Consider the following 22,632-nt stretch of genomic DNA (forward strand, 5'->3'; position numbering starts at 1 on the left):
GATAATAGAGTTTTATCTATAATAAAACTCGTAAATTTCTATTGGTATTGCTATACCATTTGCAACTGTTCAGTTAATACTAGTTTTATATCGATGAATAACTATATAGAGGAGAACCACCTTTGAAACAAGCGACGCTGCACCAGTTAAAGGTATTCGAGGCTGCGGCACGGCACAGTAGCTTTACGCGGGCTGCTGAGGAATTGTTTCTCACCCAACCTACCGTTTCTATGCAGATTAAGCAACTCACAAAATCGGTAGGGTTGCCATTATTTGAGCAAGTAGGAAAGCGGTTGTATCTCACCGAGGCAGGACGAGAATTATTTGCCACTTGTCGGCAGATTTTTGAAAATATAGCCCAGTATGAAATGAAGGTGGCAGATTTAAAAGGGCTAAAACAGGGCCAATTACGCTTGGCAGTGATTACAACAGCAAAATATTTTATCCCACGTTTGTTAGGGCCGTTTTGCGAACTTTATCCAGGGATTGATATCTCTCTGCAAGTAACCAATCACGAGCAAATTTTGGAACGGATGAGTCAAAATCTGGACGACTTATATATTATGAGTCAAGTTCCAGACAATATGGATGTGACTTGTGAACCATTTTTAGAAAATCCTTTGATAGTATTTGCACCACTTAATCATCCATTATCCAAGGAAAAAAATATTCCGATCCAACGCCTGTCTAACCAACCTTTTATTATGCGAGAACCAGGTTCAGGAACTCGTCGTGCCGTCCAAAGCCTATTTGAAGAACAAGGGGTGACAGTAAAAGTCAAGCTGGAATTGGGAAGTAACGAAGCAATCAAACAAGCGATCGCAGGTGGTTTAGGAATTTCGGTTTTATCTCGTCATACTTTACTATTAGACGCTTCAGATTTTAGCATTTTAGATGTCCAACACTTCCCCATTCAGCGACATTGGTACATGGTTTACCCCGCAGGCAAGCAGCTATCTATCGTCGCTCGTGCCTATTATGACTATCTCCTGGCTGCGGCAAGGAATTTTGTAGATCAAAACACTGAAACCACTTCTAGTACATTTGAACCAACTCACGGGTAATTCATAATTACGAATTACGAATTACGAATTACCCAAAGGGGTTGACTCTTAGACCGGCAACCATTGACAATTAACCAGCAGAATCAATTAAAAATGGGGGAAAACTGGCAATGGTTAACCCGGAAATACCATCTTGGCGCAAAACAGTACAAAGCGAGATTGTAGCTGTTACAGTTTATGCTGACAGAGCATTGGTTACACGGCGGGGTGTAGTTGATTTAACAGGAACTGAACAGGAATTAGTAATTACCTCAGTGCCAGAGACTCTAGAAACTGAGTCTATCAGGGTTAGCGGTACAGGGACAGTGGGAGTGCGTTTGATGGGAGTGAGTAGCGATCGCATTTACACCACTGAACCAGTGGCAGAGCGAGTTGCACATTTAACAAGGCAAATTGAGCAGTTAGAAGCAGAAAAACGCCACCTCCAAGCCCAAGTCGATGCTTTAGTATTACAATCTAGTTTCATCGCCGGGTTACGTGAAAAAACAGAGGAACCTTTTGCCCAAAGTTTGTCTCGGAAAAATCTTAGTCTGAGCGAAACTTTGGATTTTTTGAACTTTCTAGGAAGCCAGTATAGTGAATATGCGATCGCATCTGGAGAATGCAAAACCCAACAGCAGGAATTAGATAAAGAACTGCAAGCACTCCGCGCCTCGTTGCAAAAAATTCAAACACCCCATCCCAAAGAGAGTTTGAGCATAGTTGTAGGAGTTGAAGTCGCAGGTGAAGGCGAATTTGAATTAGAGGTGTCTTACATAGTAAATCGCGCCAGTTGGACTCCGCTTTATGACTTGCGCTTTAACACTACCAGCGATATTGTGCATCTGGGCTACCTTGCAGAAATCACTCAAAGTAGTGGCGAAGATTGGATTGGTGCAAATCTCACCCTTTCTACCGCTAAACCGGGATTAGGTACTCTCCCACCTAAACTTGAACCCTGGTATATTGATGCGCCACGTCCACAAATGTTACGACAACGACGATTTGCTGCTCAACCACCACTGCTGCCTAGCATAGCAGAACCGCCTGCTTCTGCTGCCAGAGCAGATTGGCAAGAAGAAGACCAAGGTGCAGATGATGTTCTTATCCCAGCAGAAACCGTTACAGCAGAAGTATCCAAAGAAGGGAGTGTAGTTACCTTTAAATTGAATGGTGGCGGTAACATTCCCAGTGATGGCGCACCCCATAAAACGACAATTTTTAATGACGATTATCCTTGTAACTTTGATTATGTGGCAATGCCGCGTTTGGTAAGTTTTGCTTATCTGCAAGCAAATGTAAAAAATAATCCCAATGGTGCGACTTTGTTACCAGGAAAAGCGAATATTTTCCGCAACAATGTTTTTATCGGGACAACTCAGTTAGAGAATATTGCACCAGGACAAGAATTCAAACTGAATTTAGGGATGGATGAAGGTTTGAAAATTGAGCGCGATTTAGTTGAACGCCTGGTAGACAAAAGATTGATTAGCAACCAGCGCCGGGTTACTTATAGTTATCGGTTGATAATTACTAACTTACTCGACAAAGAAGTAAATCTGAAAGTAACTGAACAATTGCCAGTTAGCCGCAACGAGCAAATTAAAGTGCGCCTCAGCCGTAGTAACCCACAAATTCAACTAGGTGAAATGGGCATTTTGGAATGGCAGTTAACGCTTCCAGCACAGGAAAAAAGAGATATATATTACCAGTTCAATGTTGAACATCCGCCTGAGTTAATGGTTGTTGGGTTAGATATTTAGAATTCACGTGAACCTTAGACAAACATTAGACAAACATTATAGTAACCTGAGTTCAGGATAATAAATCCTCAAAAGCCTTGCTTCTTCTTATAATTACAGCAAGTTGCAAGTGTAATAATTTGAGTTTGAAAAAGTGAATACGACAAAATACTACATTTCTTTTGCCAAAGGTTTCTTGTAATTAAAGAATTGGAACCTCTGTTTCTATTAATTGCTAGTTTTTAACAGCACAGTTATTTTATGTATAAAAGTTCGTATTAACGTTATCTTAATAATTCCTTAAAGGCAAACTTTTACTATTTATTAGGTTTCTGAAGTTTTGCTGACAGTATACTAATGAAATTATCAAGACGTAACTTCTTTACATTGGCTGGTGCGAGTGCTGTCGGTGTTACAATGCTTTCTCCTCTGGAAGCCTTATATGCAAGACGTGCTAATGGTCAAGTTGCCAACGGCATTGGTTTTGGTCCTCTAGCGCCTAAGCTAGCCGAAAATGCAGATGAACTCCAAGGTGTCATTCTGAGTGGTATTGACTTAGGCAATACTCCCATTTTGCAGCTTCCTCCTGGCTTTAATTACACAGCGATCTCAGTAAGAGGTCAGGCAATGAATGATGGTGGTACTGTGCCTGCGGCTCATGATGGCATGGCTGCATTCCAGGGTCCTAAGAACACTACAATTCTGGTGCGGAATCATGAAATAAGTGCTTTGGGTTCTAACCCAGTTCGTGTACCTACAGCAAAACTATACGATCGCCTGGGTGGTGGCACGACAAACATCTTGGTTGGACCCGACCGCCGGGTAATCAAGCATTTTGCTTCTCTGGGCGGCACAATTCGTAACTGTGCAGGTGGTACAACTCCTTGGGGTACCTGGATTACCTGTGAAGAGGACGTAACGCTTCCTTCATCTGGTGGAGCAACCAAAAGGCATGGCTATAATTTTGAAGTGCCAGCGACAGACGAAATTCAGGTTACTGACCCAGTGCCTCTGGTTGCTATGGGACGTTTTAACCATGAAGCTGTTGCTGTTGATCCGGCAACTGGATGGGTCTATCAAACCGAAGACAGGGGCGATAGCTGTTTCTATAGATTCCGCCCTAACCAGCAAGGTAACTTGCAAAGCGGTGGCGTGCTTGAGGCGCTTGTCATTGTAGGCGCACCTGCGGATACGCGCAAAGACTACCTCCGCTATAAGAATATAGCGTTGTCAACGACCTGGGTTCCGATTAACAACGTTGATCCCAACACCGATAATGGTTCTGCTTCAGTGCGGGGGCAAGCCCAGGCAAGGGGTGCTGCAATCTTTGCGCGGGGTGAAGGTGCTTGGTATAGCAATGGCGCGATCTACTTTACCTGTACCAGTGGTGGTGACGCTGGTTTTGGTCAAGTTTTTGCTTACAATCCCAGCAACGGCACATTGACTTTAGTCGTTGAGTCTCCTGGAGAAAGTGTACTAGACTTCCCTGATAACATTACAGTTGCTCCTTTTGGGGATCTTATTCTTTGTGAAGATGGAGGCGGAGACAGTTATATTGTCGGCGTTAATCAAAGCGGCGAGCTGTATCAGTTTGCAAAAAACAATATCAATGACAGTGAATATGCAGGAGCCTGCTTTTCACCTGATGGCCGCACAATGTTTGTCAATCTCCAATCCCCTGGAATTACCTGTGCGATTTGGGGCCCTTGGAGCAGAAACCGAGCATAAAGTTAATTACATCTAAATGATTTGATCACTTACATGGGTACTCCAGTTAATTCTTGGAGTAGCCCTGTTTTTAGTATTTACTCAAGATATCTTTCGTATACCAGATTACTTGTAGTTTTTTTATGTACAGGGTTTCATTTGTTTGATGGTGAATATTAACCAGTGGAACCCAATCCATAAGGGTGGTTGTGAAGTCAACAGCTAGGTTTATATTTAGGTGCTTATCAAGAAAAGTTATGCTTTTTTACGCCTGAAGGAGAACTAGTTTCAACACTCGAAGAAGTTGCATAACAGGCTGAACAAGAAAAGCAACGCGCTAACCAAGAGAAATAAAGCAGCGATCGCTTGGCAGCAAAACTGCGAGAATTAAATATAGATCCAGATACTATTTAAGCTCCTCGCTGTCTTGCTTGTGCCTGTTGGTGCAAATGCTATGGATCTTCAGGAAAAACCCATTTTGGCGGTTCAGTCATTTTTTTACGCAGGCGTTCTTGTGCCAACTCCAACATTTTGTCTAAGGGAGTCTCTTCAATAAATTTTGCAGCGGCCTCTCTAAACTCGATGTTGGGGCATTTATCCCCTAAAACACATCCGTTAACACAGGCTACAGCACAGTTAATCTTTTGCTCCACAGTAAATTCCTCTCTCTAAAACTTATAAGTTATAAAGTTGTGAGTTCTAATATTCACCCCTAACTCTTTACTATCAGGCATTAACCTCTAGGTAAATTTTACCTTGCCAGTTGCTATCCTATTAGTCTAAACACCTACCATTTAGAAAGTTATCAGTTATGAGTTATGATTTTGACTCCTAATTTCTCACTCTTATGAAGGGCACTCATGTCAGAAGTTTTTGCTACTACTGGAACTATCGCTGCGATCGCAACTGCTGTTGTCCCCCAACAGGGTAGTGTTGGTATTGTGCGGGTGTCAGGTTCTGAAGCAATGGCTCTAGCCCAAACTCTCTTTCATGCACCAGGGCGACAAGTTTGGGAAACTCACCAGATTCTCTACGGTTATATTCGTCATCCCCAAACCCAACAATTGGTAGATGAAGCCCTATTGCTGATTATGAAAGCACCTCGTTCTTACACCCGTGAAGATGTGGTGGAATTCCATTGCCACGGGGGAATAATGGCAGTACAGCAGGTATTACAACTGTGTTTGGAAAACGGTGCAAGACTAGCTCAACCAGGAGAATTTACTCTCCGCGCCTTTTTGAATGGGCGATTGGATTTAACTCAAGCCGAAGGTATTGCTGATTTAGTGGGAGCTAAATCACCTCAAGCTGCCCAAACTGCCTTAGCTGGTTTACAGGGAAAATTAGCTCATCCAATCCGGCAGTTACGCGCTAACTGTCTAGATATTTTGGCAGAAATCGAAGCTCGAATCGATTTTGAGGAAGACTTACCGCCGTTGGATGATAAAGCAATAATATCAGAAATCGAGAAAATTGCCGCCGAAATAACAAGATTATTGGCAACTAAAGACAAAGGTGAGTTGCTACGCACAGGTTTAAAAGTGGCAATTGTTGGGCGGCCAAATGTGGGTAAGTCGAGCTTATTGAACGCTTGGAGCCGGAGCGATCGCGCGATCGTCACAGACTTACCTGGTACAACCCGCGATGTGGTGGAATCCCAGCTAGTTGTCGGGGGAATTCCCGTACAAGTGCTAGATACAGCCGGGATTCGGGAAACAACAGATCAAGTGGAAAAAATTGGCGTAGAGCGATCGCGTCGTGCCGCCAATGCAGCTGATTTAGTCTTGCTTACCATCGATGCTTCAGCAGGTTGGACAGAAGGCGATCAAGAAATTTACGAACAAGTACAACACCGTCCAGTAATTCTAGTCATTAACAAAATCGACTTAGTAGAAGAAAGCGAAAGAAAAACTCTTCAATCTCAAATACCCAATCTAAAATCTAAAATTCTCACAGCAGCAGCCCAAAATCAAGGTATTGATGCTTTAGAAGTAGCAATTTTAGAGCTAGTCAAAGCAGAAAGAGTCCAAGCTGCTGACATGGATTTAGCCATTAATCAAAGGCAAGCAGCAGCTTTAACTCAAGCTAAAATATCTTTGGAACAAGTACAAACAACAATTGTCCAGCAGCTCCCTCTAGATTTTTGGACAATTGACTTACGCGGTGCAATTCAAGCACTGGGAGAGATTACTGGGGAAGAGGTAACAGAATCAGTTTTGGATAGGATTTTTAGCAAGTTTTGCATTGGTAAATAAACCCCAACTATCCTGTTTTTACTAATCTTAGTAGTTTGGGTGAAGCGAATAAAACCCCAATATCTATCCTAATTATTAAGTTTTAATATTATTAAACCATAAAATTTTATGTCTTTAAACGATGAAATCAATTCTGTAAACGCATTGATTGTGGGAGCCAGCCAAGGTATTGGTTTTGGTTTTGTAAAAAGATTGCTACAGGATGAGAAAATAGCTAAAGTTTTTGCAACTTCTCGTCAGCTAGAATTAGCCCCCGATTTAATATCTTTTGCAGATGAACATTCTGAGCGATTAATTTGTTTAGAGATGGATATTACTGACGAGTTACAGATTGTTGAAACTATTCAAAAAATACATACCCAAGTTGACAAACTGCATTTGGTAGTCAACTGTGTAGGACTGTTGCATGAAGATACTTTGCAACCTGAAAAAAGCTTAAGACAGATAAATTCAGAAAACTTGCTGCGCTACTTTCAGATAAATAGTATTGGTGCTGTCTTGCTAGCTAAACATCTATTGCCTCTGTTGCGTCATGGAGAACGCAGTGTGTTTGCTAGTATTTCTGCTAAATTGGGCAGTATTGGTGATAACCAACTCGGTGGATGGTATGGCTATCGCGCTTCTAAAACAGCACTCAATATGTTGATGCGAACTGCGGCAATTGAGTATAAAAGAAGTTGTCCTAAAGCATTAATAGTGACATTACATCCTGGTACAACTGATACACGCCTTTCCCGTCCTTTCCAAGGAAATGTACCTGCGGAAAAATTATTCACAGTGGAACGCACCGTTACCCAATTATTGACTGTCATCGAACAACTTCAAGAAGGCGATAGTGGGCAGTTTTTATCGTGGGATGGAAGCAGATTGCCTTGGTAACTGCGTTACGCTGGTGCTAGTGAAACTCACATTACTTGTAACCAAAGCCTATGAAGTTTTTTGTGCCAGCAGCCAAGGATGATATCAAAGCAGAGCAAGTGTATAGTGCTTTTGCTCGGTCTGTCAAAGCACCAATAACCGAAAAGCGTATTTGGAAGTTACAGTGGCGCGATCGCGAAATTGATATGGAATGCGAGGTAGGTAAACCCTTACCATCCTCTTATCAAACTGGGAAAGAGCTAGTTATGGCAATCTTTGAGTGCGAAAACCTTTATAAAATTTGTACTCTTACCCGTGGAGGAGTAAAGGGAGAACCTATCTTGGTTGGCAAAAACTCTGTATCCTCAGCAACATATTTTTCAGATAATGTACATAACTGACTTTGCATATTACATAGAGCAGAAAGCGTATCAGTATTGGCGTAGTTTTTTAAAAGATATATTTATGTAGGTTGGGTGGAGTGAAACGCAACCCAACATTACCACCAAATTTTATGTTGGGTTACACGATCGCTGCACCCAACCTTGTATCTTAGAAATAGTAGTAAGTGGGCGTAAATAATTGTCGTTGGGATAAGGTAATAGGCAATAGGCAATAGGTATAAGGATTTTAGCTAGTTCATTTTTCTTTACAGTCAAGAGGTTAAAGAGGAATTTCTTAAGCAAAATTTTTATCCACCTTGAAAGTGCTAGTTCTAGATTTTATTAAAATTTTATACAAGTAAGTATCTTAACGCAATTTGAACTCAGTGTTTAAGATACGTATTTATGCTGTCGATATTGTATTTTTTGATAGATATTATGAAAATATGCACTGATACAGGATAAAGCTGAGTCATCAGGTAACTTCTTTATGTTTTACCGTCTAGCGTTAATCTCTAGCCTGGTGCTGGCAAGTGCATTCACTCTAAATCAAGCTGCGATCGCTCAAAGTGCAGATGTTCCTTTCAGTGGAACAGTTCCAGCTGAAGCTACCTTTAATGCTCCTGCGCCTGGCACTGCTGAACCAACTATTTCTAGCAGTTCTGGTGGAATTCCGACAAAGTTTGAATCACAAACTCCTGCGACTATGGGTGTGCAAACTAGCACGCCTGCCACCATCTCTGTTTCACCCCCCAGATTTGTATCTGGCCCTAGTGCCGATCCTTCTGGAACAACGCACATCGGATTTTTAAAATTTGGTTCGACTAACCTTCGCAGTGATGTCGGCGGTGGGAGTGCAACTTTACCAGCAGGTAATACCAATTTAGAGGTGGGTTTGCTCATAGAGCGACCTGTAGCATTTACACCAGGCATTTATACTTACGTTGTTACCTTAACGATCGCACCATAGCTGTTTTCTGCAACCCTTATTTATTTGAGAAGGATTTAAAAATGATTCGTCGTTCTTTATTAACCGTTGCTTTGATAATTGTTGGTTCTGCTGCTCTTGCACCCAAAACAATTGCACAAACGGCTGATGTGCCCTTTACAGTAAATGTCGGTGGTGTCTGCAACTTCGATCAAATTATCCCTGGTAAATTAGGACTCAACCAGCAGACTAACCCAACTTCACTAGCGGGAGGATATCCTGGAGGACAATTTGGTAAGGTTTTTGTTAGCTGTAACCAAGGTGCCAGAGTGAGTATATCTAAGCCACAGCAGACCGGAGGCCCTAGTTTTACACCCATTAACTCTAATGGCTATATCAATTCACCTTTTGGCAGTACTAGTTCTCAGGGTGGTAGTCCTGTGTTGCTGCCCTCTGGTAGCGGTTTGCCTTTGGATATAGACATGATAGTAGATAAGGGCAGTCCCCTTGTTCCTGGAAACTACAGCTATGTAACAACATTGACTATCGTGCCATAGTCTAAAATTTTTCCAGTTTTCCTTCAATTTGGTTGAGAAAAATAGTTATTGAATATCTTGTCGTTAAAGAGTAAATCTTCAAGCGGCAAGATATTTTTCTCATGACCAATAGATAAAATAAATCTCCTTTTGGGAACTATAAATCAGAAATTAACTTTACAATCCTGCCATAGTTATAAATATGCTCAAGAGTAATTGGCGCTCTCTAGCTGCTGTTAGTGCTGGCTTATTCGCCCTAGTTTTGTTTCCTGCTGCTGCTAAAGCACAAATGAGCGTTTCTCCGCTAGTGATTGAAGCCAAAGCGGAACGCGGACAAGCCCAAGGAATGATTACAATTTCCAATACTAGCAAAACCCCTTCTCGCATTCGCATCTATGCTGAACCTTTTACTTATAGCCGCGATACAGGGTTTCAAACCTTATCCTCTAGTCCCAGTGACTTGACGAAATATCTGCAATTCTCACCGCGTGAGTTGACTGTCAAACCAGGAGAAGTTCGCCGGGTACGCCTCATCAGTCGCTTGGCTCCTAATTTACCAGATGGCGAATATCGAGCGGTCGTATTTAATGAAACTCTTACTGAATCGAAAGATGCTGCTGGTAATAATATTACTTTACTAGCACGAATTGGCGTAACATTCTATGTCAGAAAAGGCAATCTTTCTCCCCAACTAGCAATTGATAGTGCCAGTTTTAACCCAGAGCAAAAACAAATTCAACTTTTAGTTCGCAATAGTGGTCAAGCAACTGTTCTCCCCAGTTTAAATTGGACGTTACGCCAAGGGCAAACTGTTGTCAAAACTGGGCAGATAGATACTAATGCTGTAGTGGCAAATAGCGATCGCAATTTTTTATTAAATTACCCCAATAAAGACCAACCAGCCTTGAATCCTGGTCAATATCAGCTAAGTGGTGAGTTATTCTGGGGTGAAGACAATAATAAAAGTAAGTTGCCCTTCAATGTAAATATTACTATTCCTAGACAAACAGCTGCATCACAGAAAAAATAGCTTGTGTAATAATTCGTAATTCTTAATTAAAAAATCAGATTAAAGATGCCAGATTTAATCTGATTTTGGAGAATTGGTATTACTGTAAAATACAGCATTAATATCGATAATTTTATTTGATGCTTGGGAATTATATGTTGGTAGAGATGTTGCAATGTAATGTCTCTATTTCTGTAGGAAATTTTACTGAGAAGTTAAAAATTTGTGCAACTTCGGTTATTAATTAGAGGCAGATGTCTGCTAGCTGCGATCGCTCTTATCTATCAAATTATTATCATCCCAGCTAAGGCAGATACGCCTGCATCAAATCCACAAACACCTACAAGTACCCAATTAGCTAAGGATTCCGAATTTAAAGTTTTTCCCGTAGGATTGAATGTCGGCAACCGCAATGTCAATTCTAGCGTTTTGGTACGTGGTCAAGAAGATGGTTCCCAAGCAATTGATTTTCAAAATTGGCTATTACCCTATGATGCCGTCGTTCAAGGGTTGAAATTAAATGTTACCACTTTACCAGACGGTCAATTAGAAGTGCGATCGCTTAGTGTTGTGACTCGCATCAACCCAACAAAACTTCGCACCGATCCAGAATTAGGATTAGTTTTTACAATTCAAGATTTACATACTTTCTTTGGTATAGGGGCAAAATTTGACATCAATGAATACGCCATTATTTTAGATGTTACAGGCGTAGATAAATCTAGCGGCATAGCAGAAACAGAAACTCCAATTCAACTAGAAGGATTACCACACATTACACCTAAAAAGTTTAGTGTTGCGGCAATTGAACAGAAGGTAAATGCTAGCGGTGGTGCTACAAGATCAACAAGTTATCGAGGTGATTTACTGGCTGTTGGTAGTGCTTTCGGTGGTTCGTGGTTCATCCGCACCGATCAACCAAATTTACAAAATTCACAAACTTGGAATATTGCTGAAGCGCAATTTCTGCGACAAACTAATTCAGCTGATTATTTTGTGGGTTCCCAGCCAACTTTTTGGCAAACTCAAGGAACAGGAGACTATTGGGGTTTTACATCCATTCAACGACAGGGGTTTGTACCACCTCAACCTTTTGGTGGTGGTTCTTCTGATCCTCGCCAACGTTTACAAGCAGATGCTATTGGACGCACAATTGCTGGTAAGGCTGAACCAGGTACATTAGTGCGCTTAGTACAAGGTTTTAGCGATCGCATCATTGCCGAAATTTTAATTGATTCTTCTGGCATTTACCGCTTTGAAAATATTAAAAGTCAAAATCAATTTTTGGCAAATAATTATCGCGTCTTGCTGTATCCCCAAGGGCGACTCACCGCCCAACCAGAAATTCAACAGGCTAATTTTTCTACAGTTCCAGGACAATTACCAGCAGGTGCTTCAGGATTAATCGTTTCTGGCGGGTTGCGACGGGATTCTTTGGGAAATCAAAGTCTGTTGGGCAACTTTTCTGACTTTCGGGGAGGAATTGCTGGACGTTGGGGTTTATCGGAAAATCTGACAGTAGGCTTAGGTGGAGTATATGACGAATCGCCTAAAGCCTTAGCAGAATTATTTTGGCGTGCTAGAAACTTACCTTTGCAGGTAGCAGTTTCAGCACTGACGGGTAATAAGTGGGATGTGAATACAGATATTCGCTACGATCCAGCGTCTAACTTGAGTGCTATATTTACCAGCGATCGCTTATCTAGCCGTTTTAATCTAGATTGGCGAGTTTTGCCTCAATTCACTTTATTCGCCAGTACTGACACGGGTGATGCGACATCTAGCGGAATGCAATTTAACTTGAGTGGCAAAGATGCCTTTACCTTTGCCCGTGTCAGCTTAGATACTAAAAACCGTCTGCGCTGGAATTTGCTGCAACGTCTTGGGAAACTAGAATTAACGCAACGCGGTAACGAAATCAGTACTTTGTCGGAACTGAATTACAACTTATCTAAAAACCGTTTTTCTAGTAGTGGCAACTCACTGCTGTTAAATTATGAAACACAGAATCAAAATCGTAGCGACAGCTTGCTAAGTGTGAGTTGGCGCTATCGTTCACAACAACAGGCGATTGATGGTAGCTATCAGTGGGAAGCACAGTTAGGTTATGGCGTTGGTTCTCAGGGTAATGGAATACTAGCCACATTATCAACAACAGTTTTACCCGGTTTGCTATTACGGGCGCGTTATCAAGGTGTATCGCCGAGTTCTGATGAAGCAACTTTCAGCATAGATTTAGCTTCTAGTCTGAATTTACAAGGGGGTATTAGTCCAGGCGATCGCCGTTCTAATTACTTTCGTACACAAGGCGGAGTGTTGATTAAGCCATTTTTTGACCGGAACAATAATGGTAAACAGGATAGAGGCGAAGAAGTTTATACAGATAATGCTGATTTGTTATTGACTTTGAACAATAAACCCCTTAAGTTATTTTCGCCACAAATTCAGGGCAATCGCACTTTAGTAAGAATGCCTCCTGGTATTTATCGCCTCGACCTCGATCCAGCAGGTTTACCCCCTGATTGGCAGCCTATGGTTGAGTCTGTAGCTGTTGATGTAGTTGCTGGGAGTTACACCCCTGTGATGATTCCGTTAATTCGTTCTTACGCGCGATCGGGGGTAGTCACAAATACTCAAGGTCAAGCGATCGCAGGCGCACGGGTAGAAGCAATACAACCAGATCAAGCAACTCGGCGTTTTTCTGTCACCAACGGGGCTGGAGTCTATTATTTAGAAGGCTTGTCACAGGGTAAATACACTCTGCAAATCAACGGTAAATCTGCTGGTAGCTTGAAATTGGAAGAGTCTTCTGAACCATTCCAAGAGCTTAATTTGCAACAGCCATAAGTCGCTTCGCTCCAATTAAAAATTAAAAATTATTAATTAAAAATAATTAGGGACTGACAAGAAATAAATTATCCATCTTGTGGGGTGGGCATCCTGCCCGCCTTGAATATGGGACGGGTGCGGACAGCCATCCCACAATAAAATTTGGAATGTTTTTTTATTTAGAAGTCCCTATAATTCAGTGCTTCCCCGTCCTAACTGCACCACCTCAGATGATAGGTGTTGCTCCAACCAACTCTCTAAATCTGCCATTACCTCTTGATAATTGAGGTCACGCTGAATTTCGTGATAGGCTTCTGGGTACTCAATTCTCAGCTTATCTGTGCAGTTTACCCGTTGATAAAAGATGTCACTTCCTTCAGGTAAAGCCACTCGGTCTGCGCCACCGTGGAGAATCAATAATGGTAATTGCCAATCAGCTGCGTGAGCATTAATCCAATCAACTGTTGCAAAGAATTCTGTAGCTAGACGGGCAGTACCAAGGGTATGTCGCAGTGTATCTTGAGCGATCGCAGCTAAAACCTGCGGATCTCTTGAACCAGCACTGATGTCAATGCCTGTATTCAGTGTGAAACGCGGCCACACCCGTGAGAGCAGTTTTCCTAAAAGCACCCGAATCGGTGAAATCCCAACTTTCCCCAAGGTTGGCGCGAGAGCGATCGCACCTTGCAAAACTGATGCTTGTTGCGGATAGCGCAGAATATAATCTAAGACAATCACCCCACCTAAGCTATGACCCAAAAGAAAAATTGGGCAGCCAGGATTCTGAGTTTGGATTAACTGTAAAAAGGCTACCAAATCTTCTCGAAACTCACTCCAAGCGTTGATATAGCCTCGCTGACCTGGTGAGCGTCCATGACCACGTAAGTCTAAAGCATAGATGGCGTATTGTTTGGGTATCAAATGCTGAATTACATTACTGTAGCGATCGCTGTGGGCTCCGAGTCCATGCACAATGGCTAATATTGCTCTTACTTTACCCTCTGGATGCCAGCTTTGGTAATAGAGGTCAAGCCCTCCAACACCTTGGAATGTGCCTTCTTTACGAGACGCGATGCGATCGCTATGGTCAATCATCTGGTTAATTTTTTAGGTATTCTCTCAGCAAGTTACTAACATGTCAACACTGATTGTATAAAAATAGCTTCTGGCTATGGGGATAATTACAGCTAATTTATTTAAAATCTTGATAAGAGCATTCCACAATTTCTAACCGTGGGTTGGTTAATAATATAACCTCAAGAATTATGATTTATTTATGAATTCAAGGAGATTTTTATCAAAAATTCTTCTAAGGTATCTGTTCAGGAAGACCAAGCTGATGGGGTAATTTCCGAAGTTCATACCGATTCGAAATCTAGCCATCAGCAGGAAGATAGTAGACAATTAGAAACTTTAACTGCTGCAAGTATAAAGCGGGTAAAAGAGGGTGTATCTGCGGCTGGCGATCGCGCTGTTCGCCAGATTATCGAAAAAACCCTCAATCGCTTGGAAAATGCTAATCAGGGGCATTCAGAACCTAGAGCCAACTCTGGGCTGCGTCGTTTTGTGATGCGATCACTCATCCATTCCTTTTTCAAGGTACGGGTCGAACATCTCGAAAGAATACCTCAGAAACCTGCAATTCTAGCTGTCAACCATCTCCACCATATAGATCCCTTACTCCTGTTAGCCGAACTCCCTACCCAACCCCACTATTACATCCTGGGCGATGCTCGTACTCTTTATAACAAGTGGTGGAAGCGCTTCATCCTCGGTTTTGCAGGGGGTGTGATTCCTTTGGAACGGGTGTGGAAAGAAGAAGTTGCTGTGATGGAAGCGGCTAAAGCAGGAAGGCAAGATTTAGTTGAGCTGGCTACAGCAATTAAACAGACAGTACCGACAGGAGAAGATATACACACACTCCGACAGATAGACCGGATTATCCTGGCAATTTTGAATCGTGGAGATGGGATGATTCTTTTTCCCGAAGGACGACTCGGAACTGCTGAGGGTAAGTTGCATCTCCCTTTAAAACGTGGGACTGTGATTTATGCTTTGCGGGCTGGTGTACCGATTATTCCAGTTGCACTGATTGGGACTCATGACCTGTATTTGGGAAAGGAGTTAACAATTCGGGTCGGTGAACCGTTACACTTTGCCCAAACAACCAGACCAAAGCGCCAGGAAGTAGAAGTAGCTTTGGAGACGTTACAGAATGCGATGCTGGCTATGTTGCCAACTAATTATCAAGAACCAACCGGAACCAAACTGTTACGTTATTTCCTCAATCATATATTGTGGTGATCAGTTTATTGGTCTAAAAAGTTTGTTCTAATTAAGAACTATGTTAACAATACCTTGAGCGTCATTACGAATTACGTTAGCGTAGCGGGGCGTAGCCCATTACGAATTACGAATTACGAATTACGAATTACGAATTAGTCTTATTTTCCCTGCCACATCTGCCGTAATGACTGAAAAATCTTTACAAATTTCTCTTCTAGCCAGAGCATAGCATAATCAACCCATTCCAGAAGTTGCTCTAAGGGATGTTTCTCATAGCCTGTTGAAGTTGCTTTGGTTTCTATCCAGTCCGGCTGTGCCTCAATTTGACTACTTTGATGAAACTGCTGTTGCAAAATTTCCCCTTTCCGAATGTCGCGTTTAGTTAGGGAAGTATGGGCTTGAGTTTGTTTTGCAGAAGAAACTTTTCCAGATATTTTTTGGCTTGAGGCAAGATTACCAGTTGCTTGTTTCCTTTGCACCAAACCAGATCCAATTTTAGGTTGTTTTACAGTTAAATTCTTTTGGGGAAAATGTCCTACTGATAAACTTGCAGCTAGAGCAGGATTTTGAACTTGAGAACCTCTCACTGATTTTTCAGCAACGGTTTCAGTGTCACCAAATAAATCATTCCATGTTAGCCAAGGATCAACATCTAAATCCTGGTTTTCCAATAGAGGGCTTTTAGACAAGGCTTTTCTAAAGCGTGATGAGAATACTTTACCTGGCAATTGCTCATCGCTAGTTGTTGAATCAAGTGTTTTTCTATTACCAACACCAAAAAAGTAATTCAGCGCCGCCTCAATCAAAGCCTGAATATTCAGTGCATGAGTTTCCAAACCATCAGTAGTGGTTGCAATTTCTCCCCTAGCAGCTAATTGCTCTTTGCCATAAAGAAATATGTTTAACTGAGTTTGGGCAACTTGAACAATTTCCTGGCTACGTTCTTGCACAGGTACTAAAGCATTTGACTCCAACTTAGCAACAGCTATATCTAGAAATGCTAGTAATCTTTCAGTATTAAGTAAATCTTTTGATATACCCTCAGCTAAAACTGGAATTTTGGTTGTATTTCCGTCAGTGAGTTTTGCTAATAAACGGTCAATTTGTGGTAATAGCTCCGTTTCTTTTTTGGCTATAATCAACCGCCAAGACTGCCAGTAATTAGCAACTTCGTTAATAATTCGATCTTCTAACTTTGCCTGCTGCTGGGGTGTCAAAATATCTAGAATTTCATTTTCGGTAGTAACAAGTACTAAACTCCGATTCATCAAATTTGTGGCAATTCCCTGCACTGCTGGGAATTGCTGTTTTAGAGCGTTATCTAACTGTAAATTGATAATTTCCGCTTTATTCTCTGTAATACTTGAAGATTCTATATAAATTACGTTATTTGTCGAGTTTTTATCAACAAATTTCAGCCGAAAAATTCCCAATAAAGCCAAGGGATTGAAAGTTTCAGATGTTTTTGTAGGCGTGGAGGCGGCTTCATCTGACAACACGTAATTGACTGCTTCTAGTACTTGTTGAATAGGACTATCAGCATTTGGAATTTCGGACTGGAAATCGGTATCATTTGGTTGTAACTTTAGTCTAGTTTGTGGCTCTTTGGTCTGTAGCGTTTTCCCAGATGATTCAGATGACTGAAACAGTAGATACACTGGGTAAAGTAGTGCCTCCACACCCCACTTAGTGGCAACTTGCAAATGCCGAAAGGTGTGTTCCCACTGTTGTGTCACCCGCCGGGATTGCTGGTGGACAAAGTTAAATAGTCTGCTTTGATAACGACCAGAGGAACCAGAAGACATAGTAGTAATTTTTTAGTTCAAGTCTTGTTAAGTTGTGAGACTCGCGCCAAACAATAAAAACAACCAACACCTCATATTAGCGAATATATGACTCCCACTGTCTCTCAATCTCATACCAAAATCATCTCACAAGCAATTGAGCAACTACGCTCTTTTTGCCAAGTTAATCTTCAGTCTAGCTGGCTATACCAGGAATCTGACCTGATTATTACTGATGTTGTCGCTGCTGATTTGTCTCATTGGCAACCTGTTAAGTTGAATGCTAAAGAACATATCGCTTGGACTGGAGGGAAAAAAGTACTATGGCTAGTCCAAAGGTTGGTAGTGCCCCAAGATTTACAGGGTTATCCTTTAACTGGGTTATCTTTACGGCTAGCGCTGGTTTGGTGGGCGGATTCTGCTGAGATTTATGTGAATGGGGAGTTAGTGCTGGAGGGTGATTTATTTGATTGTTCGCCGAGAGTGCTTCTCAGTCGAGGGGTAACGCCAGGGGAAGAGTTTGTTGTGGCTTTGCGGTTAGTGAGTCCGGGACATTGTGATGGTGCTTTAGTGCGATCGCTCCTAGTTTATGAGTCTACTGTTGATAATAATCCCGATCCGGGTTTTGTGGCTGATGAATTAGCTGTGGTGCAACTTTATTTGGAAAGGTTTGCGCCGGAGAGGTTGGATGTTTTGGTGGAGATGGTGGAGGAGGTTACGAACCGCGTTCGCGCAGCGTCTCGTAGAGAAGGCGCAAAGGACGCGAAGGAAGAGTTAGCAACAGCGTTTTTGTCCCTACGTCAAAACCTAATTCAATCCGATATCTTAGCCCCCCTTTTGAAGGGGGGTTGGGGGGATCAAAAATCTAAAATTTTCTTATTGGGTCATGCTCACTTAGATTTAGCATGGTTATGGCCTGTGAGTGAAACTTGGAATGCGGCGCAAAATACTTTTGAGTCGGTTCTGAAGTTGCAAGCAGATTTCCCTGAGTTAATTTTCTGTCATTCGACTCCCGCACTTTACGCTTGGATTGAGGAACATCGCCCGGATTTGTTTCAGGCGATTCAAGCACAGGTGGCCGCTGGACGTTGGGAAGTTGTCGGCGGGATGTGGGTGGAACCGGAACTCAATCTAATTTCTGGTGAATCAATAGTCCGTCAGCTATTGTATGGTCAACGATACATTCAGGAGAAATTTGGCAAGCTTTCAACTATGGAGTGGGTTCCAGATTCTTTTGGTTTCTGTGCAACTTTACCCCAGTTTTTCGCTAATGCCGGAATTGAGTATTTTGTCACCCAGAAGTTGCGGTGGAATGATACTACTAAATTTGATTATGGGGCTTTTTGGTGGCGATCGCCTGATGGTAGCGAAGTCTTTAGTTTGATGTCTGCACCTATCGGTGAAAACATTGACCCAGTTAAAATGGCATCCTACGCTCTGGAATGGCAATCCCAAACTGGTTTATCAGAATCCCTCTGGCTTCCCGGTGTCGGCGACCACGGCGGCGGCCCCACTCGTGATATGTTAGAAATCGCCCAACGCTGGCAAAAGTCACCTTTCTTTCCAGATATTGAATTCACGACGGCTGAAAAATATTTAAAGCAAATCAGTGAAGGAGGCAGGAGGCAGGAGGCAGGAGATAGTAGTGATGATTCTTCGTCATTTCCTACTTGGAATGACGAACTATACTTAGAATTCCATCGCGGTTGCTACACTACCCACGCAGACCAAAAACGCTGGAATCGTCGTTGTGAAAATTTATTGTATGAAGCTGAACTATTTGCTACCTTAGCAACCATAAGCTGTGGTGCGACATATCCGAAAGCAGAAATTGAAGCAGCTTGGAAGCAGGTTTTATTTCAACAGTTTCACGATATTTTACCTGGTTCTTCAATTACTCAAGTTTACACAGATGCCTTACCCCAGTGGCAGCAAGTGGAACAAGTCGGAACGAAGATATTACAAGACTCACTTTTAGCGATCGCATCTCACATTACCCTATCAGAACCACCAAAACCCAATAGTTTACCTATTTTCGTTTTCAATTCTCTCAATTGGCAGCGTTCTGAGGTAGTCTCTGTAGCCTTACCCACACCACAGGAATGGCAGATTTACGATACTTCAGGAAAGCAGCTTGTCTCCCAATTATCTGAACCATCAACCCTATTATTTCTCGCTACCGAAATTCCACCCGTTGGCTACCGCCTATTTTGGCTTTCCCCCTCATCTCCAACTCTGCGGGAAGCTAAAGCTACATCTCCCTCACTTCTCCCAGACTGGATTTTAGAAAATGAATTCTTGCGAGTTGTTATCGATCCTGATACTGGAGATTTATCAAGTATTTTTGATAAAACTTATCAACGAGAACTTTTGAGTGGTGCGGGAAATCAACTACAAGCTTTTAAAGATAGCGGTCAATATTGGGATGCTTGGAATATAGACCCCAATTATGCCCAACATCCCTTACCCTCAACAAATCTTCAATCTATTCAGTGGCTAGAACAAGGGCCAGTGCAAATTCGTGTGCGCGTGGTGCGTCAATTGGGTGAATCGGAATTTTGCCAAGACTATATTTTGCAAGCTGGTTCACCTTTACTGAAGATAGCTACCACCGTCAATTGGCAAGAAAATCATGTATTGGTGAAAGCTGCTTTTCCTCTGAATATCGAAGCAGACTTTGCTACTTATGAAATTCCCTGTGGCGCGATTCGCAGGACAACTAAACCGCAAACCCCCGCAGAAGAGGCAAAATGGGAAGTCCCCGCTTTGCGTTGGGCGGATTTGACAGGAGAAACACAGAAGGGTATTCACGGAGTTAGTTTGCTAAATGATTGTAAATACGGTTACGACAGCAAACCAAATCAACTCCGCCTAACACTGCTACGTAGCCCTAATTGGCCAGACTCAGAAGCTGATAAAGGTTTTCATGAGTTTACATATACTTTGTATCCTCATGCTGGTAGCTGGGAATCAGCCCATACGGTACGGCGTGGCTATGAATTGAATATACCGTTACAAGTCATATTGAATCCTGCTAATGCAAACGCACCTGAAAATCCTCCCTTTTCTACTGGTAAAGATGGGTTGGGGGTGAGTTTCCTAGATTTATCAGCTGAAAATTTAATCTTGATGGCCTTGAAGCCATCTGAAGATAACCCACAGCAGTTAATTCTGCGATGTTATGAATGTCACGGAGAAACAGCCGAGTTATCTTTGCAAAGTAATTTAGGGTTAAATCTAGGAGATACAGTAGATTTGTTAGAGCGTTCCTCTACTACTAAATTCTCATCTGGGCAACAAATTTTAACAATACAGCCTTGGAAAATCGCCAGTTTCAAGGTAATCCCAGCGATCAATTCCAGGCTGGAGTGAGCCACTATTGCTGTGTCAGTGGGCACTTGTGGTTTTCCACAGACCACCAACCACTGACAAATGACCAATGACAAATGACTCTTTTAATCTTCGTGATCGTCAAACGGATCGTTCAATTCCTTACTAGGAGGGCCAAAAGAGGTATAAATTGAAATTCCGGTGATGGCAACCACCACGGCGGCCATAGAAATGCTAAGAACTATTGCGGGTTCCATAATTGAGGGATAGATGATGAGTGCTATTCTTATAGAATATTACAGAAGATTAAAAAAAGCTTTGGCAAGTAATATTAGGTGAACTATGGCACAAAGGACTAGGTTGGGAGATATCCTGAAACCACTTAACTCTGAGTATGGAAAAGTGGCTCCAGGTTGGGGTACTACCCCTGTGATGGCTGTTTTTATGGCGCTATTTTTTGTGTTTTTGCTGATTATTCTGCAACTTTACAATAGATCACTCTTAGTTCAGGATGTAAATGTCGATTGGCGGAGTTTAGGACGCTAACGGATACACCGCTATCAAGTTTGGATAACAAGTTAAGTTACACCCGGTTCTTCCGGGTTTTTTTGTGAATGGTCAGTGCATACTAACTATTGAGTAGACTACATAATATATGAGTTTCTGTAGTGGTTCTATAGTTGACAGGAGACAAAAATGAATATATTTGGTATCGGTCTGCCGGAAATGGGTGTAATTATGGTAGTGGCGTTGTTAATCTTTGGGCCAAAGAAGCTACCAGAAATTGGTCGGAGTGTAGGTAAAACAATCCGTAGTTTCCAAGAAGCTTCTAAGGAGTTTCAAAGTGAGTTTCAAAAAGAAGCAGAACAGTTAGAAGAAGCTGTCAAGACTACTGCTGAATTGGAACCTAAGCAAATCTACCCTGCTAAATCGGAGCAGGATACTACCGCTAGTTCTTCTCAACCTAGCTAGTAGTTTGTCTAATTAGTTACCAAGGATGAACAAGTTCGTAGTAAGGACTTTAGTCCTGGATTTTAAGCACTGAAGTGCTTACTACAAACCCTCAAAACTAGCTTAGACATTGTACTAGTTGAGTGACGCATATCAATTGACCATAGGCAAAATGACAGAAGCTGTTACGCAACCAGCTTTGGTGATTCCACAACTAATTGTTGGTTTGGGGAATCCAGAAAGCAAGTACGACCAAACACGCCATAATATCGGCTTTGCTGCTGTAGAAGCTCTCTGCCGTTCTTGGCGCATTTCCTTGGCAGAAAACCGCAAGTTTCAAGGTGAGTATGGCGAAGGTATGGCCCCAGGTGGAGGTAAGATTCGCTTGCTAAAGCCGTTAACTTATATGAATCGCTCAGGACAGTCAATTCAAGCGGTGACAAGTTGGTATAAATTACCACCTGAGTCAGTGCTGATAATTTACGACGATATGGATTTGCCTTTGGGAAAAACTCGGCTGCGCTTATCTGGTTCGGCCGGGGGACATAACGGGATGAAAAGTGCGATCGCACATCTGAGTACCCAAAACTTTCCCCGTTTGCGAATCGGTATTGGTAAACCCAAAGGTGCAGCTAATAACGATGATTCTAATACTGTCTCCCATGTGCTGGGACGATTCTCCTCTGCCGAAAATCAGCAGATGTCTCTTGTACTTCAGTTCGTAGTTGAGTGTATTGAACTAAGTCTCAAGCAGGGAGTAGAAAAGGCGATGAATGTTTGTAATAGCCGCACCATTAATAATTCTGAGTCTTAGGGGCCAGGTTGTTTGCTAAAGGCGTTTATTTTGGTTGATGGGCAGCGATTTTAGCTTGCTCTACCAAACCGAAATAAAGCCTTTAACGCGCTCTACACCCTAATTGAAGTGCGGCATAGTTTGCTTAATTTTTGTAAAAATAATGGCGATGTCTAGGAAGGGCTACGCCTAAGCACT

At 42.2% G+C, this 22,632-nt stretch carries 19 protein-coding genes and 1 pseudogene; 16 read left to right on the forward strand and 4 right to left on the reverse strand.

The window, feature by feature from the left end:
• Positions 1 to 122: 122 nt before the first annotated feature.
• The 4 genes and pseudogenes from IQ274_RS18355 to IQ274_RS36605 form a co-directional block, all read left to right on the forward strand.
• The gene (locus IQ274_RS18355; RefSeq protein ID WP_194143058.1) at positions 123 to 1,064 is read left to right on the forward strand and encodes a LysR family transcriptional regulator; all 942 of its coding nucleotides are present in this window, start codon (positions 123 to 125) and stop codon (positions 1,062 to 1,064) included.
• 110 nt (positions 1,065 to 1,174) lie between these two features.
• A complete protein-coding gene (locus tag IQ274_RS18360) occupies positions 1,175 to 2,806 on the forward strand; it encodes a mucoidy inhibitor MuiA family protein (RefSeq protein WP_163930145.1) in 1,632 nt (543 codons plus the stop codon).
• Positions 2,807 to 3,142: 336 nt separating this feature from the next.
• Positions 3,143 to 4,513 carry an alkaline phosphatase PhoX gene (locus tag IQ274_RS18365; protein ID WP_175586738.1) on the forward strand — a complete coding sequence of 457 codons (1,371 nt, stop codon included), beginning with the start codon at positions 3,143 to 3,145 and terminating at the stop codon, positions 4,511 to 4,513.
• Positions 4,514 to 4,705: 192 nt separating this feature from the next.
• Positions 4,706 to 4,846 (forward strand): annotated as a pseudogene (locus tag IQ274_RS36605) (Uma2 family endonuclease); the annotation flags it as partial.
• A gap of 98 nt (positions 4,847 to 4,944) precedes the next feature.
• Here IQ274_RS36605 and IQ274_RS18370 read toward each other — a convergent pair.
• Positions 4,945 to 5,145 (reverse strand): hypothetical protein, encoded by a 201-nt coding sequence (locus tag IQ274_RS18370; RefSeq protein WP_012410641.1) that lies wholly within the window; start codon positions 5,143 to 5,145, stop codon positions 4,945 to 4,947.
• A gap of 207 nt (positions 5,146 to 5,352) precedes the next feature.
• Between IQ274_RS18370 and mnmE the strand changes: the two genes are divergently transcribed.
• From mnmE to IQ274_RS18405, 7 genes are all read left to right on the forward strand, one after another.
• On the forward strand, positions 5,353 to 6,747 hold the full coding sequence (gene mnmE / locus IQ274_RS18375) for a tRNA uridine-5-carboxymethylaminomethyl(34) synthesis GTPase MnmE (protein WP_194143059.1): 1,395 nt from the start codon (positions 5,353 to 5,355) through the stop codon (positions 6,745 to 6,747).
• A gap of 108 nt (positions 6,748 to 6,855) precedes the next feature.
• Entirely contained in the window at positions 6,856 to 7,626 is a 771-nt protein-coding gene (locus IQ274_RS18380) for an SDR family NAD(P)-dependent oxidoreductase (protein WP_194143060.1), read from the forward strand.
• 50 nt (positions 7,627 to 7,676) lie between these two features.
• Positions 7,677 to 8,006, forward strand: a complete 330-nt coding sequence (locus IQ274_RS18385; protein ID WP_163930139.1) for a hypothetical protein — start codon at positions 7,677 to 7,679, stop codon at positions 8,004 to 8,006.
• 472 nt (positions 8,007 to 8,478) lie between these two features.
• Positions 8,479 to 8,958 (forward strand): hypothetical protein, encoded by a 480-nt coding sequence (locus tag IQ274_RS18390; RefSeq protein WP_163930137.1) that lies wholly within the window; start codon positions 8,479 to 8,481, stop codon positions 8,956 to 8,958.
• 41 nt (positions 8,959 to 8,999) lie between these two features.
• Positions 9,000 to 9,473 (forward strand): hypothetical protein, encoded by a 474-nt coding sequence (locus IQ274_RS18395; protein ID WP_163930135.1) that lies wholly within the window; start codon positions 9,000 to 9,002, stop codon positions 9,471 to 9,473.
• A 181-nt stretch (positions 9,474 to 9,654) separates the two neighbouring features.
• Positions 9,655 to 10,482: a P pilus assembly protein, chaperone PapD gene (locus tag IQ274_RS18400; protein WP_194143061.1), complete on the forward strand. Its 828-nt coding sequence runs from the start codon at positions 9,655 to 9,657 to the stop codon at positions 10,480 to 10,482.
• A gap of 204 nt (positions 10,483 to 10,686) precedes the next feature.
• Positions 10,687 to 13,308 carry a carboxypeptidase-like regulatory domain-containing protein gene (locus IQ274_RS18405; RefSeq protein WP_194143062.1) on the forward strand — a complete coding sequence of 874 codons (2,622 nt, stop codon included), beginning with the start codon at positions 10,687 to 10,689 and terminating at the stop codon, positions 13,306 to 13,308.
• 171 nt (positions 13,309 to 13,479) lie between these two features.
• Here the strand turns inward: IQ274_RS18405 and IQ274_RS18410 are convergent, their stop codons facing one another.
• Positions 13,480 to 14,385: an alpha/beta hydrolase gene (locus IQ274_RS18410; protein ID WP_194143063.1), complete on the reverse strand. Its 906-nt coding sequence runs from the start codon at positions 14,383 to 14,385 to the stop codon at positions 13,480 to 13,482.
• Positions 14,386 to 14,718: 333 nt separating this feature from the next.
• Between IQ274_RS18410 and IQ274_RS18415 the strand changes: the two genes are divergently transcribed.
• Entirely contained in the window at positions 14,719 to 15,594 is an 876-nt protein-coding gene (locus IQ274_RS18415) for a 1-acyl-sn-glycerol-3-phosphate acyltransferase (RefSeq protein ID WP_322745242.1), read from the forward strand.
• 140 nt (positions 15,595 to 15,734) lie between these two features.
• Here IQ274_RS18415 and IQ274_RS18420 read toward each other — a convergent pair whose 3' ends face one another.
• On the reverse strand, positions 15,735 to 17,381 hold the full coding sequence (locus tag IQ274_RS18420; RefSeq protein WP_194143064.1) for a hypothetical protein: 1,647 nt from the start codon (positions 17,379 to 17,381) through the stop codon (positions 15,735 to 15,737).
• An 87-nt stretch (positions 17,382 to 17,468) separates the two neighbouring features.
• Between IQ274_RS18420 and IQ274_RS18425 the strand changes: the two genes are divergently transcribed.
• Positions 17,469 to 20,732, forward strand: a complete 3,264-nt coding sequence (locus IQ274_RS18425; protein ID WP_194143065.1) for an alpha-mannosidase — start codon at positions 17,469 to 17,471, stop codon at positions 20,730 to 20,732.
• An 83-nt stretch (positions 20,733 to 20,815) separates the two neighbouring features.
• On the opposite strand, the gene psbN is transcribed toward IQ274_RS18425, so the two are convergent.
• Complete coding sequence (gene psbN, locus IQ274_RS18430; protein ID WP_012410654.1) at positions 20,816 to 20,947, reverse strand: photosystem II reaction center protein PsbN; 132 nt, start codon at positions 20,945 to 20,947, stop codon at positions 20,816 to 20,818.
• A gap of 85 nt (positions 20,948 to 21,032) precedes the next feature.
• Here psbN and psbH point away from each other — a divergent pair, with 85 nt between their 5' ends.
• The 3 genes from psbH to pth all read left to right on the forward strand — a co-directional run bounded on the left by psbH (position 21,033) and on the right by pth (position 22,455).
• A complete protein-coding gene (gene psbH / locus IQ274_RS18435) occupies positions 21,033 to 21,236 on the forward strand; it encodes a photosystem II reaction center phosphoprotein PsbH (protein ID WP_094327589.1) in 204 nt (67 codons plus the stop codon).
• A 150-nt stretch (positions 21,237 to 21,386) separates the two neighbouring features.
• The gene (locus IQ274_RS18440) at positions 21,387 to 21,662 is read left to right on the forward strand and encodes a TatA/E family twin arginine-targeting protein translocase (RefSeq protein WP_163930123.1); all 276 of its coding nucleotides are present in this window, start codon (positions 21,387 to 21,389) and stop codon (positions 21,660 to 21,662) included.
• A gap of 151 nt (positions 21,663 to 21,813) precedes the next feature.
• Complete coding sequence (gene pth, locus IQ274_RS18445) at positions 21,814 to 22,455, forward strand: aminoacyl-tRNA hydrolase (RefSeq protein WP_114082826.1); 642 nt, start codon at positions 21,814 to 21,816, stop codon at positions 22,453 to 22,455.
• The last annotated feature ends 177 nt before the right edge of the window (positions 22,456 to 22,632 follow it).

This window comes from Nostoc sp. LEGE 12447, from assembly GCF_015206985.1.
GTDB lineage: Bacteria > Cyanobacteriota > Cyanobacteriia > Cyanobacteriales > Nostocaceae > Nostoc.

Bases quoted from the DNA above. Each gene is read 5' to 3' on its own strand.
- IQ274_RS18360 (WP_163930145.1), top strand. From the start codon at position 1,175: ATGGTTAACCCGGAAATACCATCTTGGCGCAAAACAGTACAAAGCGAG.
- IQ274_RS18365 (WP_175586738.1), top strand. From the start codon at position 3,143: ATGAAATTATCAAGACGTAACTTCTTTACATTGGCTGGTGCGAGTGCT.
- mnmE (WP_194143059.1), top strand. From the start codon at position 5,353: ATGTCAGAAGTTTTTGCTACTACTGGAACTATCGCTGCGATCGCAACT.
- IQ274_RS18380 (WP_194143060.1), top strand. From the start codon at position 6,856: ATGTCTTTAAACGATGAAATCAATTCTGTAAACGCATTGATTGTGGGA.
- IQ274_RS18385 (WP_163930139.1), top strand. From the start codon at position 7,677: ATGAAGTTTTTTGTGCCAGCAGCCAAGGATGATATCAAAGCAGAGCAA.
- IQ274_RS18390 (WP_163930137.1), top strand. From the start codon at position 8,479: ATGTTTTACCGTCTAGCGTTAATCTCTAGCCTGGTGCTGGCAAGTGCA.
- IQ274_RS18395 (WP_163930135.1), top strand. From the start codon at position 9,000: ATGATTCGTCGTTCTTTATTAACCGTTGCTTTGATAATTGTTGGTTCT.
- IQ274_RS18400 (WP_194143061.1), top strand. From the start codon at position 9,655: ATGCTCAAGAGTAATTGGCGCTCTCTAGCTGCTGTTAGTGCTGGCTTA.
- IQ274_RS18410 (WP_194143063.1), bottom strand. From the start codon at position 14,385: ATGATTGACCATAGCGATCGCATCGCGTCTCGTAAAGAAGGCACATTC.
- IQ274_RS18420 (WP_194143064.1), bottom strand. From the start codon at position 17,381: ATGTCTTCTGGTTCCTCTGGTCGTTATCAAAGCAGACTATTTAACTTT.
- IQ274_RS18425 (WP_194143065.1), top strand. From the start codon at position 17,469: ATGACTCCCACTGTCTCTCAATCTCATACCAAAATCATCTCACAAGCA.
- psbN (WP_012410654.1), bottom strand. From the start codon at position 20,947: ATGGAACCCGCAATAGTTCTTAGCATTTCTATGGCCGCCGTGGTGGTT.
- psbH (WP_094327589.1), top strand. From the start codon at position 21,033: ATGGCACAAAGGACTAGGTTGGGAGATATCCTGAAACCACTTAACTCT.
- IQ274_RS18440 (WP_163930123.1), top strand. From the start codon at position 21,387: ATGAATATATTTGGTATCGGTCTGCCGGAAATGGGTGTAATTATGGTA.
- pth (WP_114082826.1), top strand. From the start codon at position 21,814: ATGACAGAAGCTGTTACGCAACCAGCTTTGGTGATTCCACAACTAATT.